The sequence below is a fragment of the Streptomyces sp. H27-C3 genome (assembly GCF_030063415.1).
GTDB lineage: Bacteria > Actinomycetota > Actinomycetes > Streptomycetales > Streptomycetaceae > Streptomyces.
The window spans coordinates 1-19,666 of the sequence record NZ_JASITA010000020.1; the positions used below are offsets into that span (position 1 = coordinate 1).

Here is a 19,666-nt window from a genome sequence, read left to right on the forward strand (position 1 = left end):
TCCGCGTACATCAGCACCCCCGGGTGCCGCTCGCCACGGTCGGGGAAGACGGCGAAGGCGTCGGCCTGACCGTCCGTGGTGGGAATCTGCAGCGTCCTCGTGGGCATGGCGGGTCTTCCTTCCTTGGAGTTCACTCAATTAACGTTTATTGCACTAACGTTTTTGGCGCGAGTGAACGTACATCGTTAGTCAGACTAACGCAATGGGTAGGATGGGCGCCATGATCAGAGCCGAAGCCGCGGACACGCATGACGACGGCGCGCTCAAGACGCCCGACAGGCTGCGTCGGCGGGCGAGCCGACTGTTGTCGCAGCTGGCCGTGCGGTCGGACCGGCTGATCACCGAGGGGCTGGCCCGGGACGACACCCGCAAGTGGCACTACGCCGTGCTCGCCTCACTGCAGGATTACGGGCCGGGCAGCCAGGCGGAGCTGAGTAGGCGCTCCGGCATCTTCCGCAGCGACATGGTCGGCGTGCTCAACGAACTGGCCGAGCGCGACCTCGTCGAGCGGGCACCGGATCCCGACGACCGGCGCCGCAACATCATCACGATCTCCGCCCGAGGCCGCCGTCACCTACGCCTCCTCGACAAGGTCTTGGACGGCCTCCACGACGAACTGCTCGCGCCGCTGAGTCCGGCCGAACGCGACCAGTTCGTACAGTTGCTCACCCGCTTGCTGGACCACCACACCCGGACCTCCTGAGCCGGTGGTGGCAACCGGCATCAACGCTGCCCGGGGCGCTGTTTCAGGAGAAGACCTCCACCCGTCAGACGTTCAAGGTCGTCCCGCGGGTTTCTGGCTCATCTGGGGCATGCCCCGCCAAGACGCTTTCCTCTGCGTATCAAAACGGTTGACGCCCCGGATGCCCCGCTGAGTGATCCTCCGAGCCAGGCTTTCGCGGTGATTCTCCGTCCTCACCTTGCCTTCACCCTGAGATGTGGCTGGAGCCGTAAGCCTCGACCTCGGACTGCACATGAACATCGTCCAGTTGCCGGGGATCGGCCGCATTTCCCGTATCGCGCCACCGCTGACGGCGAGCGACGAAGAGATCGCCCGTGGAGTCTCCATACTCGATCAGGCGCTCGGCGACGCGGCTCGGGATGTGAGCATCCGGTAGCGGGGAGTACGACTCACAAGGCGCGTCGACCTTTGTCGTCCCAGTTTGCCTGAGCGTGGCAGCGGCTTCAGCCGGGTGCTCCCACCCTCGTGCGGAAGGCTACGACATGAGCCCGAGCACACCTGTGCAGTCCGACGATTCAGCCACCTAGCGACGGCAGCCATGATGCCGCCCGCCCTTCCAACGGCCGGGCTGTGGCGTACAGGTCGGCCCTGGCGAGGCCGCCGTCGGCACCCGCCGGCCTGTGCCGACGGCCGGGTCGCTGCCCTACCTCTGGAGCCGTGCGGGATCAGTCGGTGGATGCCGTGAGGGATCGGGGGCGCAGATCGGTCCAGCCGACCTCGATGAAGTCCAGGCACGCCTCTCGGGTGTTCTCGTCGAGAGCGATCGTCCATCCCCCGGGAACCTCGACGAAGGACGGCCAGAGCGAGTGCTGTCCCTCATCGTTCACCAGGACCAGGAAACGGCCTTCGGGGTCGTCGAAAGGGTTGGTGCTCATGTGTCAGTGCCTCCTCGGGGCCGACGGGCCGGCGACGGCCGCGTCGTGAGTGTGCGTCAGGTCGTCGGTGTGGGTGGGCGTGGTGGGCCGGATCACAGCGGTGAGTAACGGCCGACCGGGTCGAGCGGCGCGTCCTCGGTCCGGCTCGACAGTCGGGCCGATGGCCAGGCCCGTTCCCGCAAGGGACATGGGCCCGTCCAGGAGGTGGATCGAAGATAGAGAGTGTAAAAGCATTAGGTTAGGCTCACCTAATGCAGGATGAGCCTAACCTCTCCCCATCCCTCTCACAAGGAGAAGTTCATGCGCCCAGTGATCGAACGGACCCGCACCTGGGACGGCGCGAACGTGGCTCCGAGCACGTTCCTCCGGACCACGGGCGGCTGCCTCACCAGCCGGCCGTGACCGATCCCGGTTCCGGCCCCGCTGCCGACGTGCAAAACGCCTTCGCCGAGTTCGGACTGCCCCGCAGGCCGGGCACCGACGAGTTCTGGGCGGCGGCGCGGACGCCCGCGTCGGTGCCTGCCGACGACGGCGGCTGGCGGACCTTGTTTCTGTGGCGCGGGTCTTCGGCCCGCATCGACTTCGAGAGCTGGTCGCAGCCAATTCCCCTGCGGCGATGGGCAGACACGGACTGCTGGTACGCCGAAGTGCGCATGCCCGCGCGGCTGCGGGTGACCTATCGGATCGTCGCGGGCGACGCGGCCTACGCCGACCCGTTCAACCCGGTCGGTGCCGGTGGTGACCGGTCCATCGCCGCGACCCCGGATGCCCCGGCCCAGCCGCACTGGCCCGTCATCGGCGCCGACGACACCCTGCCCCTTCCCCGTACCCGGATCCGCTGGACCAGCGAACGGCTCGGCGGACGGCGCACCGTGCGCGTTCACCCGGTGGGCGGCGGCGGACCGGTGGTCCTGCTGCTCGACGGGGACGACTGGCTGCACCTGCACCCGGCGATGACCGCGTTCGACTCGGCCGTCGCCGACGGCGAGATGCCCCCCGTCACCCTCGTCTTCGTTCCGGCCAAGGACAGGCAGGCCGAGTTCGGGTGCAGGCCCGAACTGTGGGAGGCGGTACGGGACGAACTGCTGCCGCTGGTGGCGGAATCGGGCGTACCCGCCGACCTGGACCGCATGGTGGTCGCCGGGCAGAGCCTGGGCGGGCTGAGCGCGCTGTACGCGGCGCTGCAGTTCCCGGACCTGGTCTCGCGAGTCGCTTGCCAGTCGGGGTCCTTCTGGTGGACACCCGGAGCCATGGACCAGGCGGACCTCCTGGGCGGCCCGGTCGGCGGCGCCGTCGCGGCGCGCCTGCGCCAGAGCCCCGACCTGTCCCATCTGCGGTGCGCGTTCGACGTGGGGGAACACGAGACACGGATGCTGCCCCACTGCGAGGCGGCCGAGTCCCTGACCGAACAGGCCGGTGCAACGGTGCGGGTTTCGCGGTCGGCTTCGGAACACGACCGGGCAGGCTGGCGGCATGCCCTGCTCAGGGACGTCGCCTGGGCCCTCGCCTGAGCGGTTCCGGGGGCGTGTTCGGACACGCCCCCGGAACCACCCGGCGCTTCACCGGGCGACGGCCAGGCAGTAGTCCGCGTCGCCGGCGAGGAGGTTGCGGTGGGTGTCCTCGGCGGTAATGACGCCGTCGTCCAGGACGAGGACGCGGTCGGCGGCGTCCAGCAGGGCCGGGCTGCTGGTGAGCACCACGGTGGTCCGACCGCGGCGCAGCTCCGCGACGTTGCGCGCGATGAGCTGCTCGGTGACCGCGTCGACGGCTGTCGTCGGGTCGTGCAGGACCAGCACTTCGGTGTCGGCAGCCAGGGCGCGGGCCAGGGAAAGCCGCTGTCGCTGCCCCCCGGACAGGTTCGCCCCGCGGTCGCGGACCGTGTAGTCGAGCCCGTCGCGGTGGAGGGCGACGACATCGGTCAGCATGGACGCCTCGACGGCCTTGGAGATTGTCCGGCTGCTGCCCGACGGGTCGATGTTCGTGCGCAGGGTACCCGCGAAGATCTCCCCGTCGTACGGATTCACCAGCATGTGCTCGCGGACCGCCTCGATCGACAGGTCCGCGAGGGGCTGCCCGCTGACCCGCACCACTCCCTCGTACGCATGGGGCGCGACGTTCACCGCGAGGACCGACGCAAGGTCGGACGCCGCGCGCGGCTGGTAGACGGCGATCGCCACGAACTCGCCGGCGGCCACTTTGAACTTCAGCTTGTGCAGGGCCCCGTACCGGACGCAGTCGACCTCGAGGTCGCCGCCCGCGGCCGGGCGCTGCGGGCCCGGGGTCGTCACCGGCGGCGCGGTGAGCACCAGCGCCATCCGCTCGGCCGACGCGCGCGCGATCATTACGTACTTGGGCATTTCCGAGAACATCTTGAGCGGTTCCATGATGAACTGCGCGAGGCCCACGGCCATGACCAGCTCGCCGATGTTGATCTGGCCGCCGAACGCCAGCCAGCCCGCCGTCAGGGACACCGCTGCGGCGAGGACCGCGTTGAGGGCCAGCGCGGTGCCCGCGTACGTGCCGTTCACCTTGGCGACAGTGATCGCCTGGCGCTTGGCGTCCGTGCTGACCTTCCGGTAGGAACCGAACGCCGCGTGGTTGCCGCCGAAGCCGTGCAGCGGGCGCAGGCCGATGATCAGGTCGGCGACCTTCGCGCCCGCCCGCGCCACCCGAGCCTGCTGTTCCTGAGTGCTGGCGCCGATCCGCTTGGACATCACGGCCAGGATCGACAGGATCGCGACGGTTCCCACGATCACCAGCAGGCCGAGCCGGATGTCGGCCAGGCCCAGCGCGACCGTCGCGACCACCACCGCGACCAGGGAGCTGATCAGCATCGGCACCACCTCGACGATGTCGGCGGTCTGGTCGGCGTCCTCGGTGGCGATGGTCAGCACTTCGCCGGACTTCAGGTCGACGTCCCTGGCCACCGGCTGGAGCCCGCAGGCGGCCACTCGCACCCGCCAGCGGTGGGCCTCGGTCGTGTTGGCCTTCTGCAGGACGCGCATGCCGAACCGCCACGACAGCGAGACCGTTGTGATGATCACGGCCAGCGCGCCGATCGACAGGCCGAGCGCGCCCAGGCTCCGGTTCTGCATCGTGTGCTCGACGATCAGGCCGAGTGCGATGGGGAAGGCGGTCTCGCCCGCCTGGTACAGGCTCATGAGGACGGTGCCCCAGACCATGGCCCGGGCGTTGCGGCGCAGTGCGGTCCGCAGGATGGCCGACCCCGGGCGGGGCCGCTGCGTGTCAGGAGTTTTCATCAAGGTGACGGGCAATCGCTTCCGGGGTTCGCAGGGTAAACAGATCACGGATCGTGATCACTGGACCGTACTCGCGGCGGAGCAGCCCGTTCAGCCGCACCGCCAGCATGGAGTGTCCTCCGAGGGACACGAAGTCGCTCACCGCGCTCACCTCGTCATCGTCCAGGTCCAGTGCCTCGGCGAAGAACTCGCACACCACGGTCTCGGTTTCGGTCTCCGGGCCGCGTTCTCCCGCCGTGGTCAGCGCGCCGAGCGGCTTGGCCTCCGGCAACGCCTTGGTGTCAGCCTTCCCGTTCACGGTCAGCGGGATGCTGTCGACCTGGGCGTAGTGCGTCGGGCGCAGGAAGTCCGGCAGCGCGGCACCCACTTCGCCGGCGACCTGCGCCAAGTCGGAGCCGTCCAGTACGAGATAGGCTGCCAGCCGGTACGCGCCGTCGACCTGCGGGTCCGGCTGGGCGACCGCGGCGGCGAACCGCACCGCCTGGTGCGCCGAGAACACGGCCTCGACCTCGCCCAGTTCGACCCGGTGCCCGCGGATCTTGACCTGCTGGTCGGTGCGGCCCAGGTATGTCAGGTTCCCGTCGGGCCGACGGATCACCAGGTCGCCGGTGCGGTACATGCGCTCGCCGGGCGCGCCGAACGGGCACGCGACAAAGCGGTGCGCGGTCTGGGCGCTCTGCCCGAGATAGCCGCGCGCGATGCCGATACCCGATACGTACAGCTCACCGGGAACGCCGTCGGGCAGGGGCCGCAGCCACGGGTCCAGTACGTACACCTCGGTGTTGTCGATCGCCACGCCCACCACCGGGTCCTGGCATTCGAAGGTGCCGACGCCGAGGGTGTTGATGGTGTACTCGGTGGGCCCGTACAGGTTGTAGCCGACCGTGCCCTCGGTCTCGGCGAGCCGCTGCCACAGCGCCGGGGTGACGGCCTCGCCACCCAGCAGCACCAGCGCCGGCCGCGTCGCCGGGTTGTCGAGCAGGCCCTCGGCCACCAGTTGCTGCGCGTAGGTCGGCGTCACGTTGATGACGTCGATCCCGCGCTCACGGCAGTACTCGACCAAACGGGGGGCGTCGCGGCGCAGTTCCTCGTCGCATATGTGGACCTCGTGGCCATCGGCGAGCCACAGCAGTTCTTCCCACGACATGTCGAACGCGAACGACACCGTGTGGGCGATCTTGAAGATCGGGTGGCCGTGCTCGGCAAGGACCGGCTCAAAGATCCGCCTTTGGTGGTTGATGAGCATGTTGGTGAGCCCGGCGTACTCGGTCACCACGCCCTTGGGCTTCCCGGTCGAGCCGGAGGTGTAGATCGTGTACGCGGGGTGGCGCAGGCGGTCCGGGTCGTCCGGCGCGAACGTCACGACCGGATCGGCCTCGGGCAGGGGGCGGTCCAGCTCGATCAGGTCGCCGCTCAACCGGGGCGACACGGCGCTCACGGTGAGGATCACCGCGGGGCGTGCGTCCGCGACGATCGCCGCGATCCGCTCGTCCGGGTGGTCCAGTTCCAGCGGCACGTACGCGGCACCGACGCGCAGCACGGCGAACAGCGCCACGATCCAGTCGGGAGAGCGCGGGATCGCCAGACCCACGGTCGTCTCGGGGCCGATGCCCCGCCGGGCGAGCACTCCCGCCACCGCACGACTGCGGTCCTGGAGTTCGGCGAAGGTCATGGTCGAACCCTCGGCGACAAGCGCGACACGCTGCGGATCACGGTCCGCCGCCTGGTCGAAGCGGTCGACGACGGTGTCCGTGCCGACGTCGGTGCGCTGTGCGGGCTCGGGATTCGCCACCAGCCCGCGCAGCGCGCCCACCCGGCCCGTCGACCGGGCCAGGTCCTCGAGCACGCGAAGGTAGTCGTCGAGGAGGCGACGGGCGTCGTCGGGGTCGCCGTCGCGGTGCTCCAGCTTGACCGTGAGCCGGTCGCCGGGCGTGACGACCCACGTGTACGGGTAGTGCGTGGAGTCGTCGGCCTTCACCGAGGTGATGCCGTGCCTGGCGTTCATCTCGGCGAACGCGTCCAGGTCCAGAAAGTTCTGGAGCACGAACAGGTTGTCGAACAGGGTGTCGTGCCCGCTGGCCCGCTGGATTTCGCCGAGCCCCAGGTGCTCGTGCTCCATCGCCTCGACCCGGGCCGCCTGTACGCCCGACAGGTACCCGCCGACCGTGTCATCGGGGCGCGCCCGTGTCCACATGGGCACCGTGTTGAGCAGCACACCGACGATGCCGGAGTGGCCCTCGCCCTCCCGGCCCGAGACGGTCACGCCGAACACGGCGTCACTGCGGCCCGTGTGGGCGCCGAGCAGGAGGCCGAACGCGCCGGTCAGCACCGAGTTCAGCGTGACGCCGTGCACCCTGGCAGCATCCCGCAGCAGTTCCGACAGTTCGGCGGACAGCGTGTGCACGAGGGCGCGCGGCAGGTCGTCCGAGAGGGCGGGAGCCGGCCCGGCGAGCAGCGTCGGGCCTGACAGTCCCGCCAGGTGCTCGGCCCAGAAGCGGTTCGACACCGCGGGGTCCTTGGCGTCGAGCGTCCGGGCGTAGTCCTCGAAGCTCGGCAGGGCCGGGGCCGCGTCGAGCGGCTCGCCCGCGACGACGGCCTGGTAGGCGTCGAACAGGTCCCGCAACAGGATCTCCCGGGACCAGCCGTCCCAGAGCAGCAGGTGGTAGCTCAGCAGCAGGCCGTCCCGGCCGCCGGGCAGACGCACCACGGTCACCCGGATCAGCGGCGGCTCACCCGGGTCGAATCCCGACTCGCGGTCCCGGGTGCGCAGGGCCTCGACGTCGGCGTCCGTCGTCAGGTCGACCGTGCGGACATCGACCCTGCGGCCCATCTTGAGGATCTGGACCGGGTTTCCGTCGTCGTCGGTGGTGAAGCCGGCGCCCACGACCGGGTGCCGCGCGATCACGTACGCCATCGCCTCGGCCAGCGCCTCGGTGTCCAGGCGCCGGTCGAAGGTGAAGTAGCTCTGCGCCACGTAGTGTCCGGCCGCGCCCGCCATCTGGGCCTGAAAGAACAGGCCCCGCTGGAGCGCGGTGACCGGCGCTGTGCGCTCGGCTGTCGCGGAGGCGTCCCCGATGTGCTCAAGAGCGCTGCGCCAGTGCTCGGTGAGCTCGTCGGGTATGCCTTCGGCGAGGGTGAAGGCCGCGTGCAGGCTTCCGGTGGCGTCGTCGATCCACGCGTTGACCTCGACGGCGTACGGGCTGCTCTGATCGCCGCCGGTGAGGTGCGGCGCCTGGGACTCGTTGCCCCGGCCGAGGTAGTTGAACAGCACCTGCGGGCGGGCGGTCAGCAGCGGCGCCGTCTGCGGGTTGAGGTACCTGAGTTGGCCGTAGGCGACGTGTCCGCACTCGTCCAGCTGGCGTTCGGCGACCTCGCGGGCCGCCGCGACGGGCTCGGTGTGCGCCGTGAGCCGAAGCGGTGCGATGGAGGTGAACCAGCCGACGGTGCGGGTGTAGTCGTGGTGTTCCAGGGCCGGGACCCTGCCGTGCCGCTCCAGTTCGATCGCGAGATCGGTGGGCGTGGGCTGAACGTGTGTCAGTGCGGTGCGCAGCGCGCCGCACAGCAGCTCGGTGAGGCCCAGGCCGAGTGCGGCGGGCGCACTGCGCGTCACGCGCTCACTCATCTCGGGTGCGAGCACAACCGTGGCCTCGCGCAGATCCTGGACCGCGGGCAGCAGTGCGGGCGCCTGGAGCGTGCTGACCCAGTGTCCGAGGTCGTCGATCACCTGGGCGGAGCCCACCGCCAGTGCTTCGGCGTACTCGGCGTAGGACGTGGTCGGCGGTGCCAGGGCCGCCCCGCTCATGGCGGTGGCCAGGTCGTCGAGGAGGACCAGCCAGGACACCGCGTCGACGGCCATGTGGTGCACGGTGACCACCAGGGTCCGGCTCGCCTCCAGCCAGGAGAAGGCGATGACTTCTCCTGATTCGGGATCGAGCCGCCCGGCGGCTTCGTTCGCCGCGGTAGTGGCATCGGCGGCGTCCGTCCGGGCGACGGTGACCTCGCGGGCGGGTTCGGTGCGCAGGGCCCACACGCCGTGCTCGACGCGCAGCCGCAGCCGGAGGGCCGGGTGTGCGGCCACGACGGCGTTCGCGGCCCGACGGGCGTCAGCTAGGTCGGTGCCCTCGGCAGCCACCAGCGTCCTTGCCTGGGCGAACCGGGCGAGCGTTCCGCCCAGTTCCCGCTGGCGCAACATGATCGGCGTCGCCGGCAGTGGGCCGTCCTCGCGGCGGGACGGCACGGCCGCAACGGCCTGCGGGGTGCGTGTGCCCACGTGGTCGGCGAGCGCGCGCGGTGTCTTCCACAGGAAAACGTCCCGGGGGGAGATCGACAGTCCGAGCGCCCTGGCCCGGTTGATCACGGTGATGGCGACGATGCTGTCGCCTCCGGCGCCGAAGAAATCAGTGTCGGCGTCCACCGCGGCGCCGGGCAGCGTCTGAGCGAAGATCTCGACCAGGGCGGTGAGCGCGGAGTCGCTGGTGGCCACCGGAGTGTCGTCCTGTGCGGCGCGTTCGGTCAGGGCCTTACGGTCCAGCTTGCCGTTGACCGTCAGCGGCAGGGCTTCGACCGGCAGTACCCGGCCCGGCACCATGTGCACGGGCAGCCTCGTGGACAGCAGGTCGGTGAGGTCACCGGGCACCCGGCCCACGACGTGCGCGACGAGATGGTCGCCGCTGTCCGCCACGGTGACGGCCACATCGACGACACCGTCGAGTTCCCTGACCGCGGACTCCACTTCGCCGAGCTCGATGCGGAATCCCTTGAGCTGCACCTGGTCGTCGGCGCGGCCGGCGAACTCCAGCTCGCCGTCGAGCGTGCGGCGGGCGAGGTCGCCCGTGTGATACATGCGGGAGCCGTCGTCCGCGAACGGGTTCGCGACGAACCGGCCCGCGGTGAGCCCCGGCCTGCCCAGGTAGCCGAGCGACACCTGGTCGCCGGCGACGTAGATGGCGCCCACCCGGCCCGGCGGCACCGGCCGGAGCCGATCGTCGAGCAGGTAGGTGATCAGGCCGGGAATCGGACCGCCGATCGGGCTGACGTCGTCGCCGGGGCCGAAGTCGTCGTCGGTCAGCACCCGGTGGGTGACGTGAACGGTGGTCTCGGTGATGCCGTACATGTTGACCAACTCGGGCGTACCGGTGCCGTGCCGCTCGACCCAGCCGCGCAGCTTCCCAAGATCCAGCGCCTCGCCTCCGAAGATGATCCGGCGCAGCGAGGTGACCGGCTCGTCGGCGTGCCGGTCGGCCTCGATGAACTGATAGAACGCCGACGGGGTCTGGTTCAGCACGGTCACTGAGCGCTCGCGGACCAGCCGATGGAAGTCGACCGGGGAGCGGGTCAGCCCGTACTCGGGCACCAGCAGCTCACCGCCGTGCACCAGCGCGCCCCACAGTTCCCAGACCGCGAAGTCGAAGGAGAAGGAGTGGAACTGGACCCACACGTCGTGCGGGCCGAAGTTCATGTCGGGCCGGGTGTTGGCGAGGAGCGCCACCACGCTGGAGTGCGGGACGACGACGCCCTTGGGCTTACCAGTCGAGCCGGACGTGTAAATCACGTACGCGGGGTCGTGCCAGCTGACCTCGGGCTGGGTGGTGGCCGAAGGGAGTTCGTCGCCCTGGACGAGCACGCGGGCCCGCACCCCTGCCCGGGCCAGCAGTCGGGTGAAGCGGCCTTGCTGTTCGCGGTCCACGAGTACCACCTGCGGAGCGGCGTCGGCGAGGATGTACTCCAGCCGTTCGTCCGGGTACGCCAGGTCCAGCGGCACGTACGCGCCGCCCGCGGTGACGACCGCGACCAGGGCGACGACCTGCTCGATGGAGCGCGGGACAGCGACGGCTACCCTCTTGCCCGGCCCGACACCGGCCGCGTGCAGGGCCGAGGCCAGCTCGTTCTTGGCGTTCGCCAGTTCGCCGTAGGTCAGTGACCGGGTACCGCCGTCGAGAGCGCATTGAGTGACGGCGGTGGCTGCCGGGTGGCGGTTGGCGGCGGCGGCGAACAGTTCGCCCAGGGTCGCCGGGGAGATCGACGCCGGGCGCAGGCCGGCCTCGGGGGCCAGTTCGTCGACCGGGGCGTCCGGCCGGTCGAGCAGGCCGGTGAGGGTCTGGGTGAACGCGTGCAGGATCGCCTCGGCGCTCTCCTGGCGCAGCAGTTCCCCGTCGTAGATCAGGTTGAAGCGCGGACGACCGTCGAGCGCGCGCTCCACCACCAGCGTCAACGGGTAGTGGGGGGCGCCCTCGTTGACGATGTCGGTGATGACCAGGGTGTCGTCGGGCCCGCGCAGAGCTTCCACATCGGTCGCGACGTCGAACACCACCAGAGTGTCGAACAGGGAGCCGGCGCCGGCCTGGCGGCCGATCCTCGCCAGCGAGACGTGCTGGTGCGGCAGCACCGCGCTCTGGTGTTCGCGCACCGAGGCGAACAGGTCGCGCCCCGTGGTGGCGGCTGCCCAGCGGGCACGCACGGGAATGGTGTTGATGAACAGGCCCACCATGTCCCCGATGCCCGGCACCTCCGAGTCACGCCCGGACACCGTGGACCCGAACAGGACGTCCCTGCCGTGCAGGATGCCGCCCAGCGTCAACGCCCACGCGCTGTGCACGGCCACGCTCAGGGGCACACCGGCCGACCGGACGGCCGCGTCGATGTCGTCGGCGGGCTCAGTGGCGGTGTCGGCGAACCGTTCGGACGGGGTGTGTCCTTCGGCGACCAGCGAGGGGCCGGGCAGAGCCGCGAGTTCGTCGCGCCACACCCGGTCGCTCTCGTCGTGGTCGCGTTCGGCGAGCCAGCTCACGTAGTCGCGGTAGCCGCCGAGCGGGTACACGGTCCCCGGCGCGGAGTACTCGGCCAGCAGCGCGCGGAGCATCGGCGGCACCGACCAGCCGTCGGCGATGATGTGGTGCACGGTCTGCACCAGGACGTTGCGGCCGGACCCGGCGCGGATGAGCGTGTAGCGCATCAGTGGGCCGGTGGCCAGGTCGAAACCGGCGCGGCGGTCCCGCTCGGCGTGGTCGCGGATCTCGTCGTCGGTGATGGAGGGGCGGTCCAGCGTGGTGAAGGGCGCCTCCACACCGCTCTCCAGGACGGAGACGACACGGCCGTCGGCGAGGGCCGTGAACCGGGCGGCCAGGTTCGGGTACAGCGCGAGCAGCCGGGTGGCCGCCGCAGCGAGTCGGTCGGCGTCCACGTCGCCTTCCAGCGTCAGCAGTTGCTGCTCGACGTAGCTGCCCGTCGCGTCGTCGTCGAAGACCGAGTGGAAGTACAGGCCCTCCTGCAGCGGGGTCAGCGGCAGGATGTCCCGCAGCGCCGGTCCGTCCAGGTCGTCGACATCGGCCTGGGTGAGCGGCACCAGGGCGAAGTCGCTGGGAGAGTGGCCGCCTTCTTCGAGCGCGGCAAGCGCGGACAGAGCCGCCTGGAAGTACTGGCCGAGGGTGGCGATGTCCTCGTCGGTGAACACCCCGTCGGGCCAGGAGATGGTGGTGACCAGCTCGTACTCGCCACTCGCGTCGGGTTCGGCGATCGCGTTGAACTCCAGGGCGCGCGGCATGCGCATCCTCGGGTCGCGCTTCTCACCCAACTGCCCTGTAGTGCCCGCGAGTTGCCAGTCTCCGGCGAGACCTGCGTCGAAGCGGCCCAGGTAGTTGAACAACACCTGAGGTGCGGGCGCGGTCAGCGCGGTGTCGGTCAAGTACCGCAGGGCGCCGTAGGAGACGCCGTTGCTCGGCACCCGGGCGAGGTCCTCCTTGACCGCCTTGAGGGTGGCGGCCAGGTACGCGGGGGCGGTGAAGTCGGCTGCCGCACCCGGGTCGACGGTCACCGGGAACAGGGTGGTGAACCAGCCTACGGTCCGCGACAGATCGGGCTCGAAACCGGCATCGCCTGCGACGAAGCGTCCCTCGCGGCCGTGTCCTTCGAGTTCGATGTGGGCGAACGTCTGGTCCTGTCCGCGGTCGCGCCGCCACCGGGCGAGGGTGACGGCGAGCGCGGTCAGCAGCACGTCGTTGACGCCCGCGTGGAACTTCGCGGGTATCTCGCCCAGCAGGGCGGCCGTGTCCTTGGGCCCGACGGAGACGGTCTGCGTCCGCTCTTGGGCGACGGTGTCGGCCTCGGTCAGCGCGCGCCTGCCCAGCGGTGCGTCCGCTCCCGGCAGGGTGCGCCGGAAGTGGGTGCGGTCCGTGTCGAACGCCGCGTTCCCGAGCAGCTGCGTCCAGCGCCTGAACGATGTGCCCACGGGGGGCAGGTCGATCGGTGTGCCCGAGGCGAACTGGCGCCATGCCGTGGCCAGGTCGTCCATCAGGATCCGCCAGGACACGCCGTCGATCACGACGTGGTGGGCGACCACGACCAGCCGCTGTGCCTCGCGGTGCCAGACGGCGCGCAGCATCACGCCGTTGTCCGGGTCGAGCCCGGCGGTGGCGAGAGCGATGCAGTCATCGAGCGGGCGGTCGCTCTCCTGCCACACCGCGTCGGCCTGGCCGACCGCCGGGATGTCGAAGCTCCAGCGTTCGCCGCGCACCAGCTTGGCGCGCAGCATGTCGTGCCGCCCGAGCACGGCGGTGAGGATCTCGTCGAGAGCGCCGGCGGTCAGGTCCGCCGGCGTGTTCAGTAGGACCGACTGTACGAAGCCGTCGATCGCGTCCGTGGTGTGGCCGAGCCACTGCACGATAGGCGATCCCGCAACGGAACCGGTCGCGATATCGCCGTGGTCCACGGTGGAGACGTCTTCACGGCTCGCCACCGCGGCCAGTGCCCCGAGAACGCTGTGGGTGAAGATCTGCCGTGCGGTGACGTAGAGGCCCGCGTTCCGCAGGGCGCTCAGCAGTGAGATCGCCAGAATGCTGTCTCCGCCGAGCTGGAAGAAGTCCTGGTCGACACCGGTCTTCTCCAGCCGCAGGACCGTCGCGACGGCCGCGCACACCATGCGCTCGTTGTCGGTGGCGGGCGCCACGACGGAGCCTGTGCCGATCACGGGCTCCGGGAGGGCGACCCGGTCGACCTTGCCGTTCGCGGTGAGCGGGAACTCCTTCATCACGACGAGGTGGGCGGGCACCATGTACTCCACCATGTGCAGGGTGGCCCAGGCCTTGACCTCGTCCGCGTGCAGGTCCTCGTTGCCTGCGGCCGGGATCACGTATCCGACCAGGTAGGTGCCGCCCGCCGTGTTCTTCTTCGCGACGACGCAGGTGTGCCGTACGCCGGGGTGCTCCGCGAGGCCGGCCTCGACATCCTCGATCTCCAGCCGCATGCCGCGGATCTTGATCTGGTTGTCGGCGCGGCCGAGGAAGTCCAGCGACCCGTCCGGGGCGAACCGCGCGAGGTCACCGGTCCGGTACAGCCGGGAGCCGTCCGCGGCGAAAGGGTTCGCCACGAACCGGGAGGCCGTGAGGCCGGGCGCGTTGACGTACCCGCGCCCGAGGAGCAGTCCTCCGGCGTACAGTTCGCCGCCGACCCCGACCGGGACCGGGCGCAGTTCGTCGTCCAGGACGTACAGTTGGGTGTTGGGGTTGGCCTTGCCGATCGACGTCGACAGACGTTCGGCCGCGCCCCGGTAGATGACGTGGGAGACACCGATGGTCGTCTCGGCCGGGCCGTAGCCGTGGTACAGGGGGATGTCGAGCTGGGTGCGGAACCGCTCGTAGAGCTCCGGCGTCAGCACCTCGCCGCCGCACCACACGTGCCGCAGGCTGCTGAGGCGGCCGGAGTCACCCGCCATCTCCAGCAGCACGTCCAGCATGGACGACACCAGGTAGGTGAACGTGACGCGCTGCTCGGCGATCACACCCAGCAGGTGGTGCGGGTCCCGTTCGCCGCCGGGCCGCAGGATCACCAGCCTGGCGCCGGACACCAGCGGCAGGAATATCTCGTTGATGGAGATGTCGAAGGACAACGGCGCCTTGAACAGCGACGCGTCGTCGTGGCCGAAGCCCAGGATCTCGTTGACCTGCCACAACAGCCGCTCGCTGATCGCTTCGTGTCGGATCATGGCGCCCTTGGGCCGCCCGGTCGAACCGGATGTGAAGATCACGTAGGCCAGGGCCGTGCCGGGGACGGTCGCCTCGGGTTCCTCGGCGGCGTAGGCACCGAACGCCCAGTTGCCGAGGTCGACGGCCACGGCGTCCGGTTCTCCCGCGCCGTGCTCGCCCGACGCGTTGAGCTGCAGCACGACCCGGGCGTCCTTGATGACGACGGCTCGGCGTGCGGCGGGCCACTGCGGATCGAGCGGTACGAACGCGCACTTCGCCTGGAGCACGGCGAGGAGTCCGATGACCATGTCCGCGGAGCGGCCCAGCGAGATACCGACGACCTGTTCGGAGGTGAGACCGCGTTCGATCAGGTGATGGGCCAACTGGCTGGAGTGTTCGGCTGCTTGACGGTAGGTCAGCGACCGGTGCTCGTCGACGATGGCGACGGCGTCCGGCCTGCTGCGCGCCTGCTCGCGGAACATCTCCATGATGGTCGGGCGGACCCGGTCGGCCCGGGTGTCGTTCCACTCGGCCAGGGCTTCGATCCTCGCCGGAATGCTGGACGGGCTGATGGTGCCGATGGGCCGGTCCGGGAAGTCGGCCAGGTCGTCCAGCGCGAGCTGCGCGTCGGCCGGCTCGACTCCGTCGGGGACGGTGATACTCAGGCCGTCCGCGCCGACCTGCCAATCGCCGCTGCCGGCACCGCCGTTGTCGACCCACCCGAGGACGTCGGCGAACAGTGTGCCGGGCGTGAGGTCGATACCGTCGGGACTGCGGCTCGTCGTCCAGTACGACAGCCCGATGGCGCATGCCTCGATGATGGTCCGGTCACCGTAGCCGCCGGTTCGCCGGCGTACATCGGCCAGGCGGGCGGGAGAAAGCAGTACGCGAGGAGCGCTCGGTTCCATCATCGAAAACTCAGTATCCTTTCAAGGAGTGCAGGGCAGCCTAACCTAACTTAGGCTGCCCTAACTGCCCTCTCGCCAGGCGCTCCACAGACGCGCGTACTGGCCGCCCAGAGCCACCAACTCACCGTGCGTTCCCTCCTCCACCACGCGTCCCGCGTCCAGCACGGCGATCCGGTCCGCCGCCATCGCCTGGGTCAGCCGGTGCGCCACGAGCAGCGTGGTGCGGCCCGAGCGTGCGGCCAGTACGGCTCGCTCCAGCTCGGCGGCGCCCTCGCTGCCCGCCTCCGCGGTCGACTCGTCGAGCACCACCACCGGCGAGCGGCTCAACACAAGCCGGGCCAGGGCGATCTGGGCGACCTTGGTGCCGTCCAGGCGCTCCCCGCCCTCGCCGACCATGGCGTTCAGCCCGTCGGGCAGCAGCTCGACCCACCCACCGGCGCCGACCGTGCGCAAGGCGTCCATCAGCCGCTCATCGCTCGCCTCGGGCGCGGCGAGCCGCAGGTCGTCGGCGAGCGGGCCCGAGAACACGTGTGTCTCCTGCGTCAGGATGCTCACCAACGCCCGCGCCCCGGCCTCGTCGAAAGCGGCGAGGTCGTGCGACCCGATGCGTACCGAGCCGGCCTGCGGGCTGCCGATGCCGGCGATCAGCGCGGCCAGAGTCGATTTGCCGGCGCCCGTCACCCCCACCAGAGCGAGCGAACCGCCCGCCGGGATGGACAGGTTCACATCCCGCAGGACCGGTTCCTCGGTGTCGGGATAGCTGAAGGTCAGGCCCTCCACCGTCACCGGGTACGGCGCGGTGTCCGCCGGCGCGACAGACACGTCGCCCACCAACCGGTCCTCCGCGGGCTCCCCCAACACCCCGACCAGACGAGTGAGGCTCGCGCCCGACTTCTGCGCCTCGTCGAAGGTGAACATGATGGCGCCCAGCGGGGTGAACAACCGGTGGAACATCAGCGGGGCCGCGGACACCTCGCCCAGGGTGGCCGCGTCGGCCTCCAACAGGGCGTACCCCACCACAAGGATCAGGACCAGCCCGATGAACTCGGCGCGGTTCTCCCTGCCGACGAACCGGCCGAAGAACCGGAACACCTCGACGCCGAGATTGCGCACCCGCCACGACTCCTGGGTGACCTTCTCGCGCACGGCGCCCTCAAGGCGGTACGCCCGGACCGTGTCGATCCCGTTCAGACCACTTATCAACGCCTGCGCACGGTCGGCCTGGGCCACCCGCTGCTCCCGGTAGAGCGGTGCGGACCGGGGCAGATACCAGCGCAGGGCCAGCGCGTACGCGGGCAGCGCGCAGGCGCCGGCCAGGCCGAGCCGCCAGTCCAGTCCGAACATGCCGACCGTCGCTATGGCGACCAGCACTCCCGCCGAGAACACCGTGGGGACGGCCGTGCGGATGCCCTTGGACAGCACGGCCACGTCGTCACCGACCCGGGACAGTACGTCGCCCCGGCCGACCTGCTCGACGCGTGCGCTCGGCATGGCCAGCACCGCGCGGACAGCAGCTTCCCGCAGTTGTGCGAGCAGATCCGCTCCCAGCCGCCCGATCAGGTACGTCGACGCCGCGGTGGCCGCGGCGCCGAGCAGCGCGGCGGCCACCATCAGCACCCCGACCATGACCAGCATCGAGCGCGATTCGCCCTCGACCACCCCGTCGACCACCCGGCCAAGAAGGAGCACCGGGAGCACCTGGAGCACCGCCCCGGCCACCGTGGTGAGCACGGTGGCGGCCGTCAGCCACGGGGCCCGGCGGCAGTGCGCAGCGACCCACCCGGTGGCCTCACCTCCGGCCGCCGTGCGCAGAGTTGTCGGGGCGACGCGGGTGTCGGTGATACTCACAAAGAGACCAAATCTTGCCGGGGACGGGACAGGGCGATCGGCATTTTCAGCCGACCGACTTGGCGAGTTCGTCGATCGCGTACGGCAGGGACAACAGCGTGCCCTGGGACATGGCAGCACCGACCGCCGGTCCCTCACTGTCCAGCAGGTACGACACCTTGCCGCTCTTGACGGCGGGCAGGTTGGTGAACAGCTCGAACTTCTTCAGCGCTTCCGTGTCCGCCTTGTCGTTGATGACAAAGATGCGGTCGACGTCGATCAGGTCCATGCGCTCGGGGGACAGTGGGACGGAGAAGCCGCCGTCCGCGATCTCGTCGATCTTGGTCTGGTACTTGAATCCGATGCCCGTCGCCAGCCGTCCACGCACGTCGGTGGAGGTGAACGGCACCACCGCGTCCTTGTACCAGGACACCGCGACAGCGGTCTGCTTCCCGAAGTCGGGGTTTGCCTTTTCGGCCGTGTCGAGCTTGGTCTGGATGCCCTTCACCAGCTCGGCACCCTCGTCTTCCTTGCCGAGCGCCTTGGCGATGTGCACCGCGTTGTCCTGCCACGGCGCACTGAAGGGCTCCTTCTCGCCCTTGGTGCGGCCCACCGTCGGGGCGATCTTGGAGAGCTTCTCGTAGGCGGCCTTGTCGATCTCGGAGTAGACCGCGACGATCAGGTCCGGCCGCAGGGAGGCGATCTTCTCGTAGTTGGGGCCCGAGTCACCGTTGTTCATGACGACCTCGGGGCGGGTGTCGCCCCACTTGTCCTTCACCCAGGGCCACTGGGTGTTGATGTCGGGGGACTTGCCCGCCGGGTTCGGGTACTGGTCGACCATTCCGACCGGCTTGGTGCCGAGCGCCAGCATGGCCTGGTCGTCCGTGTAGCCCACGGAGACGACCCGCTGGGGAGCCTTGGTGACCTTCGTGGATCCGAACGCGTGCTCCACGGTGACCGGGAATGCACCGGTGGCGGCAGCCGGGGCGTCGTCGCTCTTCTTGTCCGCCGAGTCGGAACCGCATCCGGAGAGGAGGCCCAGCCCGAGGGTCGCGGCGGACACTACCGCCGCCACCCGCCGCCATGGCTTCACAAGCGTCGTTCGATGGAGAAGCATCCGAAATCCCTTGCTGTCGCACGGTCCACTGCGCCCCGATGTAAGGGCAGCCAAACCTTATCCCGCATAAGTGAGGTTAGCCTAGCCTAACTTTCCATCACCGGAAACGAGTTGGACACGCACCTGCCCTTGAGGCCTACAGGTCGAGGCGGACGTGCGTACGGCCGATCGGCACGATCAGCGGCCGATCGCCCACCGGGTCGTCGATCACCCTGGCCTGCAGCCCGAACGCCTCGTGCAGCAACTCGGCGGTGATCACGTCACGCGGATGCCCCTGCGCCAGGATCGACCCCTCCCGCATCACGATGAGGTTGTCGCTGTAGCGCGTGGCCAGATTGAGGTCGTGTAGCACCATGACCACGGTGCACCCCGACTCGTGCAGGTCGTCCACCAGGTCGAGCACGTCGATCGCGTGCGCCAGGTCCAGATAGGTGGTCGGCTCGTCAAGCAGCAGCAGCTCGGTGCCCTGGGCCAGGGTCATCGAGATCCAGACACGCTGGCGCTGACCGCCGGACAGTGAGTCCACCGGACGGTCGGCCAGGTCGGACACCCCGGTCATGGCCAGCGCGCGCTCCACGACGCCGGCGTCGTCCGAGGACCACTGCCGCAGCCAACTCTGATGCGGATGACGCCCCCTGGCGACCAGGTCGGCCACCGTCAAACCTTCCGGCGCGACCGGCGCCTGCGGCAGCAGACCGAGCTTCTTCGCCACGTCCCTCGTCTTGAGCCTGACGATGTCCTCGCCGTCCAGAACGACCGTCCCACTGGTCGGCTTGAGCAGCCGCGTCAGGGTGCGCAACAGGGTGGACTTCCCGCAGCCGTTGGGGCCGATGATCGTGGTGATCACTCCGGGTGGAATCGCCACGTCGAGATCGTCGATAACTGTCAGGCCGCCGTATCCGACCGTGACGCCCCTGGCTGCCAACCGTGAGACGTCCTTGACCCCGGACTCGATCTCGGTGATGAACTGCGCGGCCACAA

Annotated in this window: 8 protein-coding genes and 2 pseudogenes; 3 read left to right on the plus strand and 7 right to left on the minus strand. The window is 69.9% G+C overall.

Translation table 11 applies throughout. The features are described 5' to 3' along the window. Nucleotides 1–107, minus strand: a pseudogene (locus tag QMK30_RS20670) (dienelactone hydrolase family protein); the annotation flags it as partial. A gap of 113 nt (nt 108–220) precedes the next feature. Between QMK30_RS20670 and QMK30_RS20675 the strand changes: the two are divergent. Together QMK30_RS20675 and QMK30_RS20680 are read left to right on the plus strand one after the other, a co-directional pair. Beyond that, nucleotides 221–703, plus strand: coding sequence for a MarR family winged helix-turn-helix transcriptional regulator (locus QMK30_RS20675; RefSeq protein WP_283519774.1), 483 nt, complete (start codon nt 221–223; stop codon nt 701–703). 256 nt (nt 704–959) lie between these two features. After that, a pseudogene (locus QMK30_RS20680) lies at nt 960–1,118 on the plus strand (aspartate aminotransferase family protein); the annotation flags it as partial. A gap of 289 nt (nt 1,119–1,407) precedes the next feature. Here QMK30_RS20680 and QMK30_RS20685 read toward each other — a convergent pair. Continuing rightward, nucleotides 1,408–1,617 carry an MbtH family protein gene (locus QMK30_RS20685; RefSeq protein WP_283519775.1) on the minus strand — a complete coding sequence of 70 codons (210 nt, stop codon included), beginning with the start codon at nt 1,615–1,617 and terminating at the stop codon, nt 1,408–1,410. A 398-nt stretch (nt 1,618–2,015) separates the two neighbouring features. Between QMK30_RS20685 and QMK30_RS20690 the strand changes: the two genes are divergently transcribed. Next, nucleotides 2,016–3,128 carry an alpha/beta hydrolase-fold protein gene (locus QMK30_RS20690; protein ID WP_283519776.1) on the plus strand — a complete coding sequence of 371 codons (1,113 nt, stop codon included), beginning with the start codon at nt 2,016–2,018 and terminating at the stop codon, nt 3,126–3,128. Nucleotides 3,129–3,176: 48 nt separating this feature from the next. On the opposite strand, the gene QMK30_RS20695 is transcribed toward QMK30_RS20690, so the two are convergent. The 5 genes from QMK30_RS20695 to QMK30_RS20715 form a co-directional block, all read right to left on the minus strand. Next, entirely contained in the window at nt 3,177–4,877 is a 1,701-nt protein-coding gene (locus tag QMK30_RS20695) for an ABC transporter ATP-binding protein (RefSeq protein ID WP_283519777.1), read from the minus strand. After that, on the minus strand, nt 4,864–15,744 hold the full coding sequence (locus QMK30_RS20700) for a non-ribosomal peptide synthetase (protein ID WP_283519778.1): 10,881 nt from the start codon (nt 15,742–15,744) through the stop codon (nt 4,864–4,866). Before QMK30_RS20700 ends, QMK30_RS20695 begins: the two co-directional genes overlap by 14 nt. 57 nt (nt 15,745–15,801) lie before the next feature. Further along, entirely contained in the window at nt 15,802–17,589 is a 1,788-nt protein-coding gene (locus QMK30_RS20705) for an ABC transporter ATP-binding protein (protein ID WP_283519779.1), read from the minus strand. Nucleotides 17,590–17,635: 46 nt separating this feature from the next. Next, nucleotides 17,636–18,685 (minus strand): iron-siderophore ABC transporter substrate-binding protein, encoded by a 1,050-nt coding sequence (locus tag QMK30_RS20710; RefSeq protein WP_283519780.1) that lies wholly within the window; start codon nt 18,683–18,685, stop codon nt 17,636–17,638. Between the two features lie 136 nt (nt 18,686–18,821). Beyond that, nucleotides 18,822–19,664, minus strand: a complete 843-nt coding sequence (locus QMK30_RS20715) for an ABC transporter ATP-binding protein (RefSeq protein ID WP_283519781.1) — start codon at nt 19,662–19,664, stop codon at nt 18,822–18,824. Between the last annotated feature and the right edge of the window lie 2 nt (nt 19,665–19,666).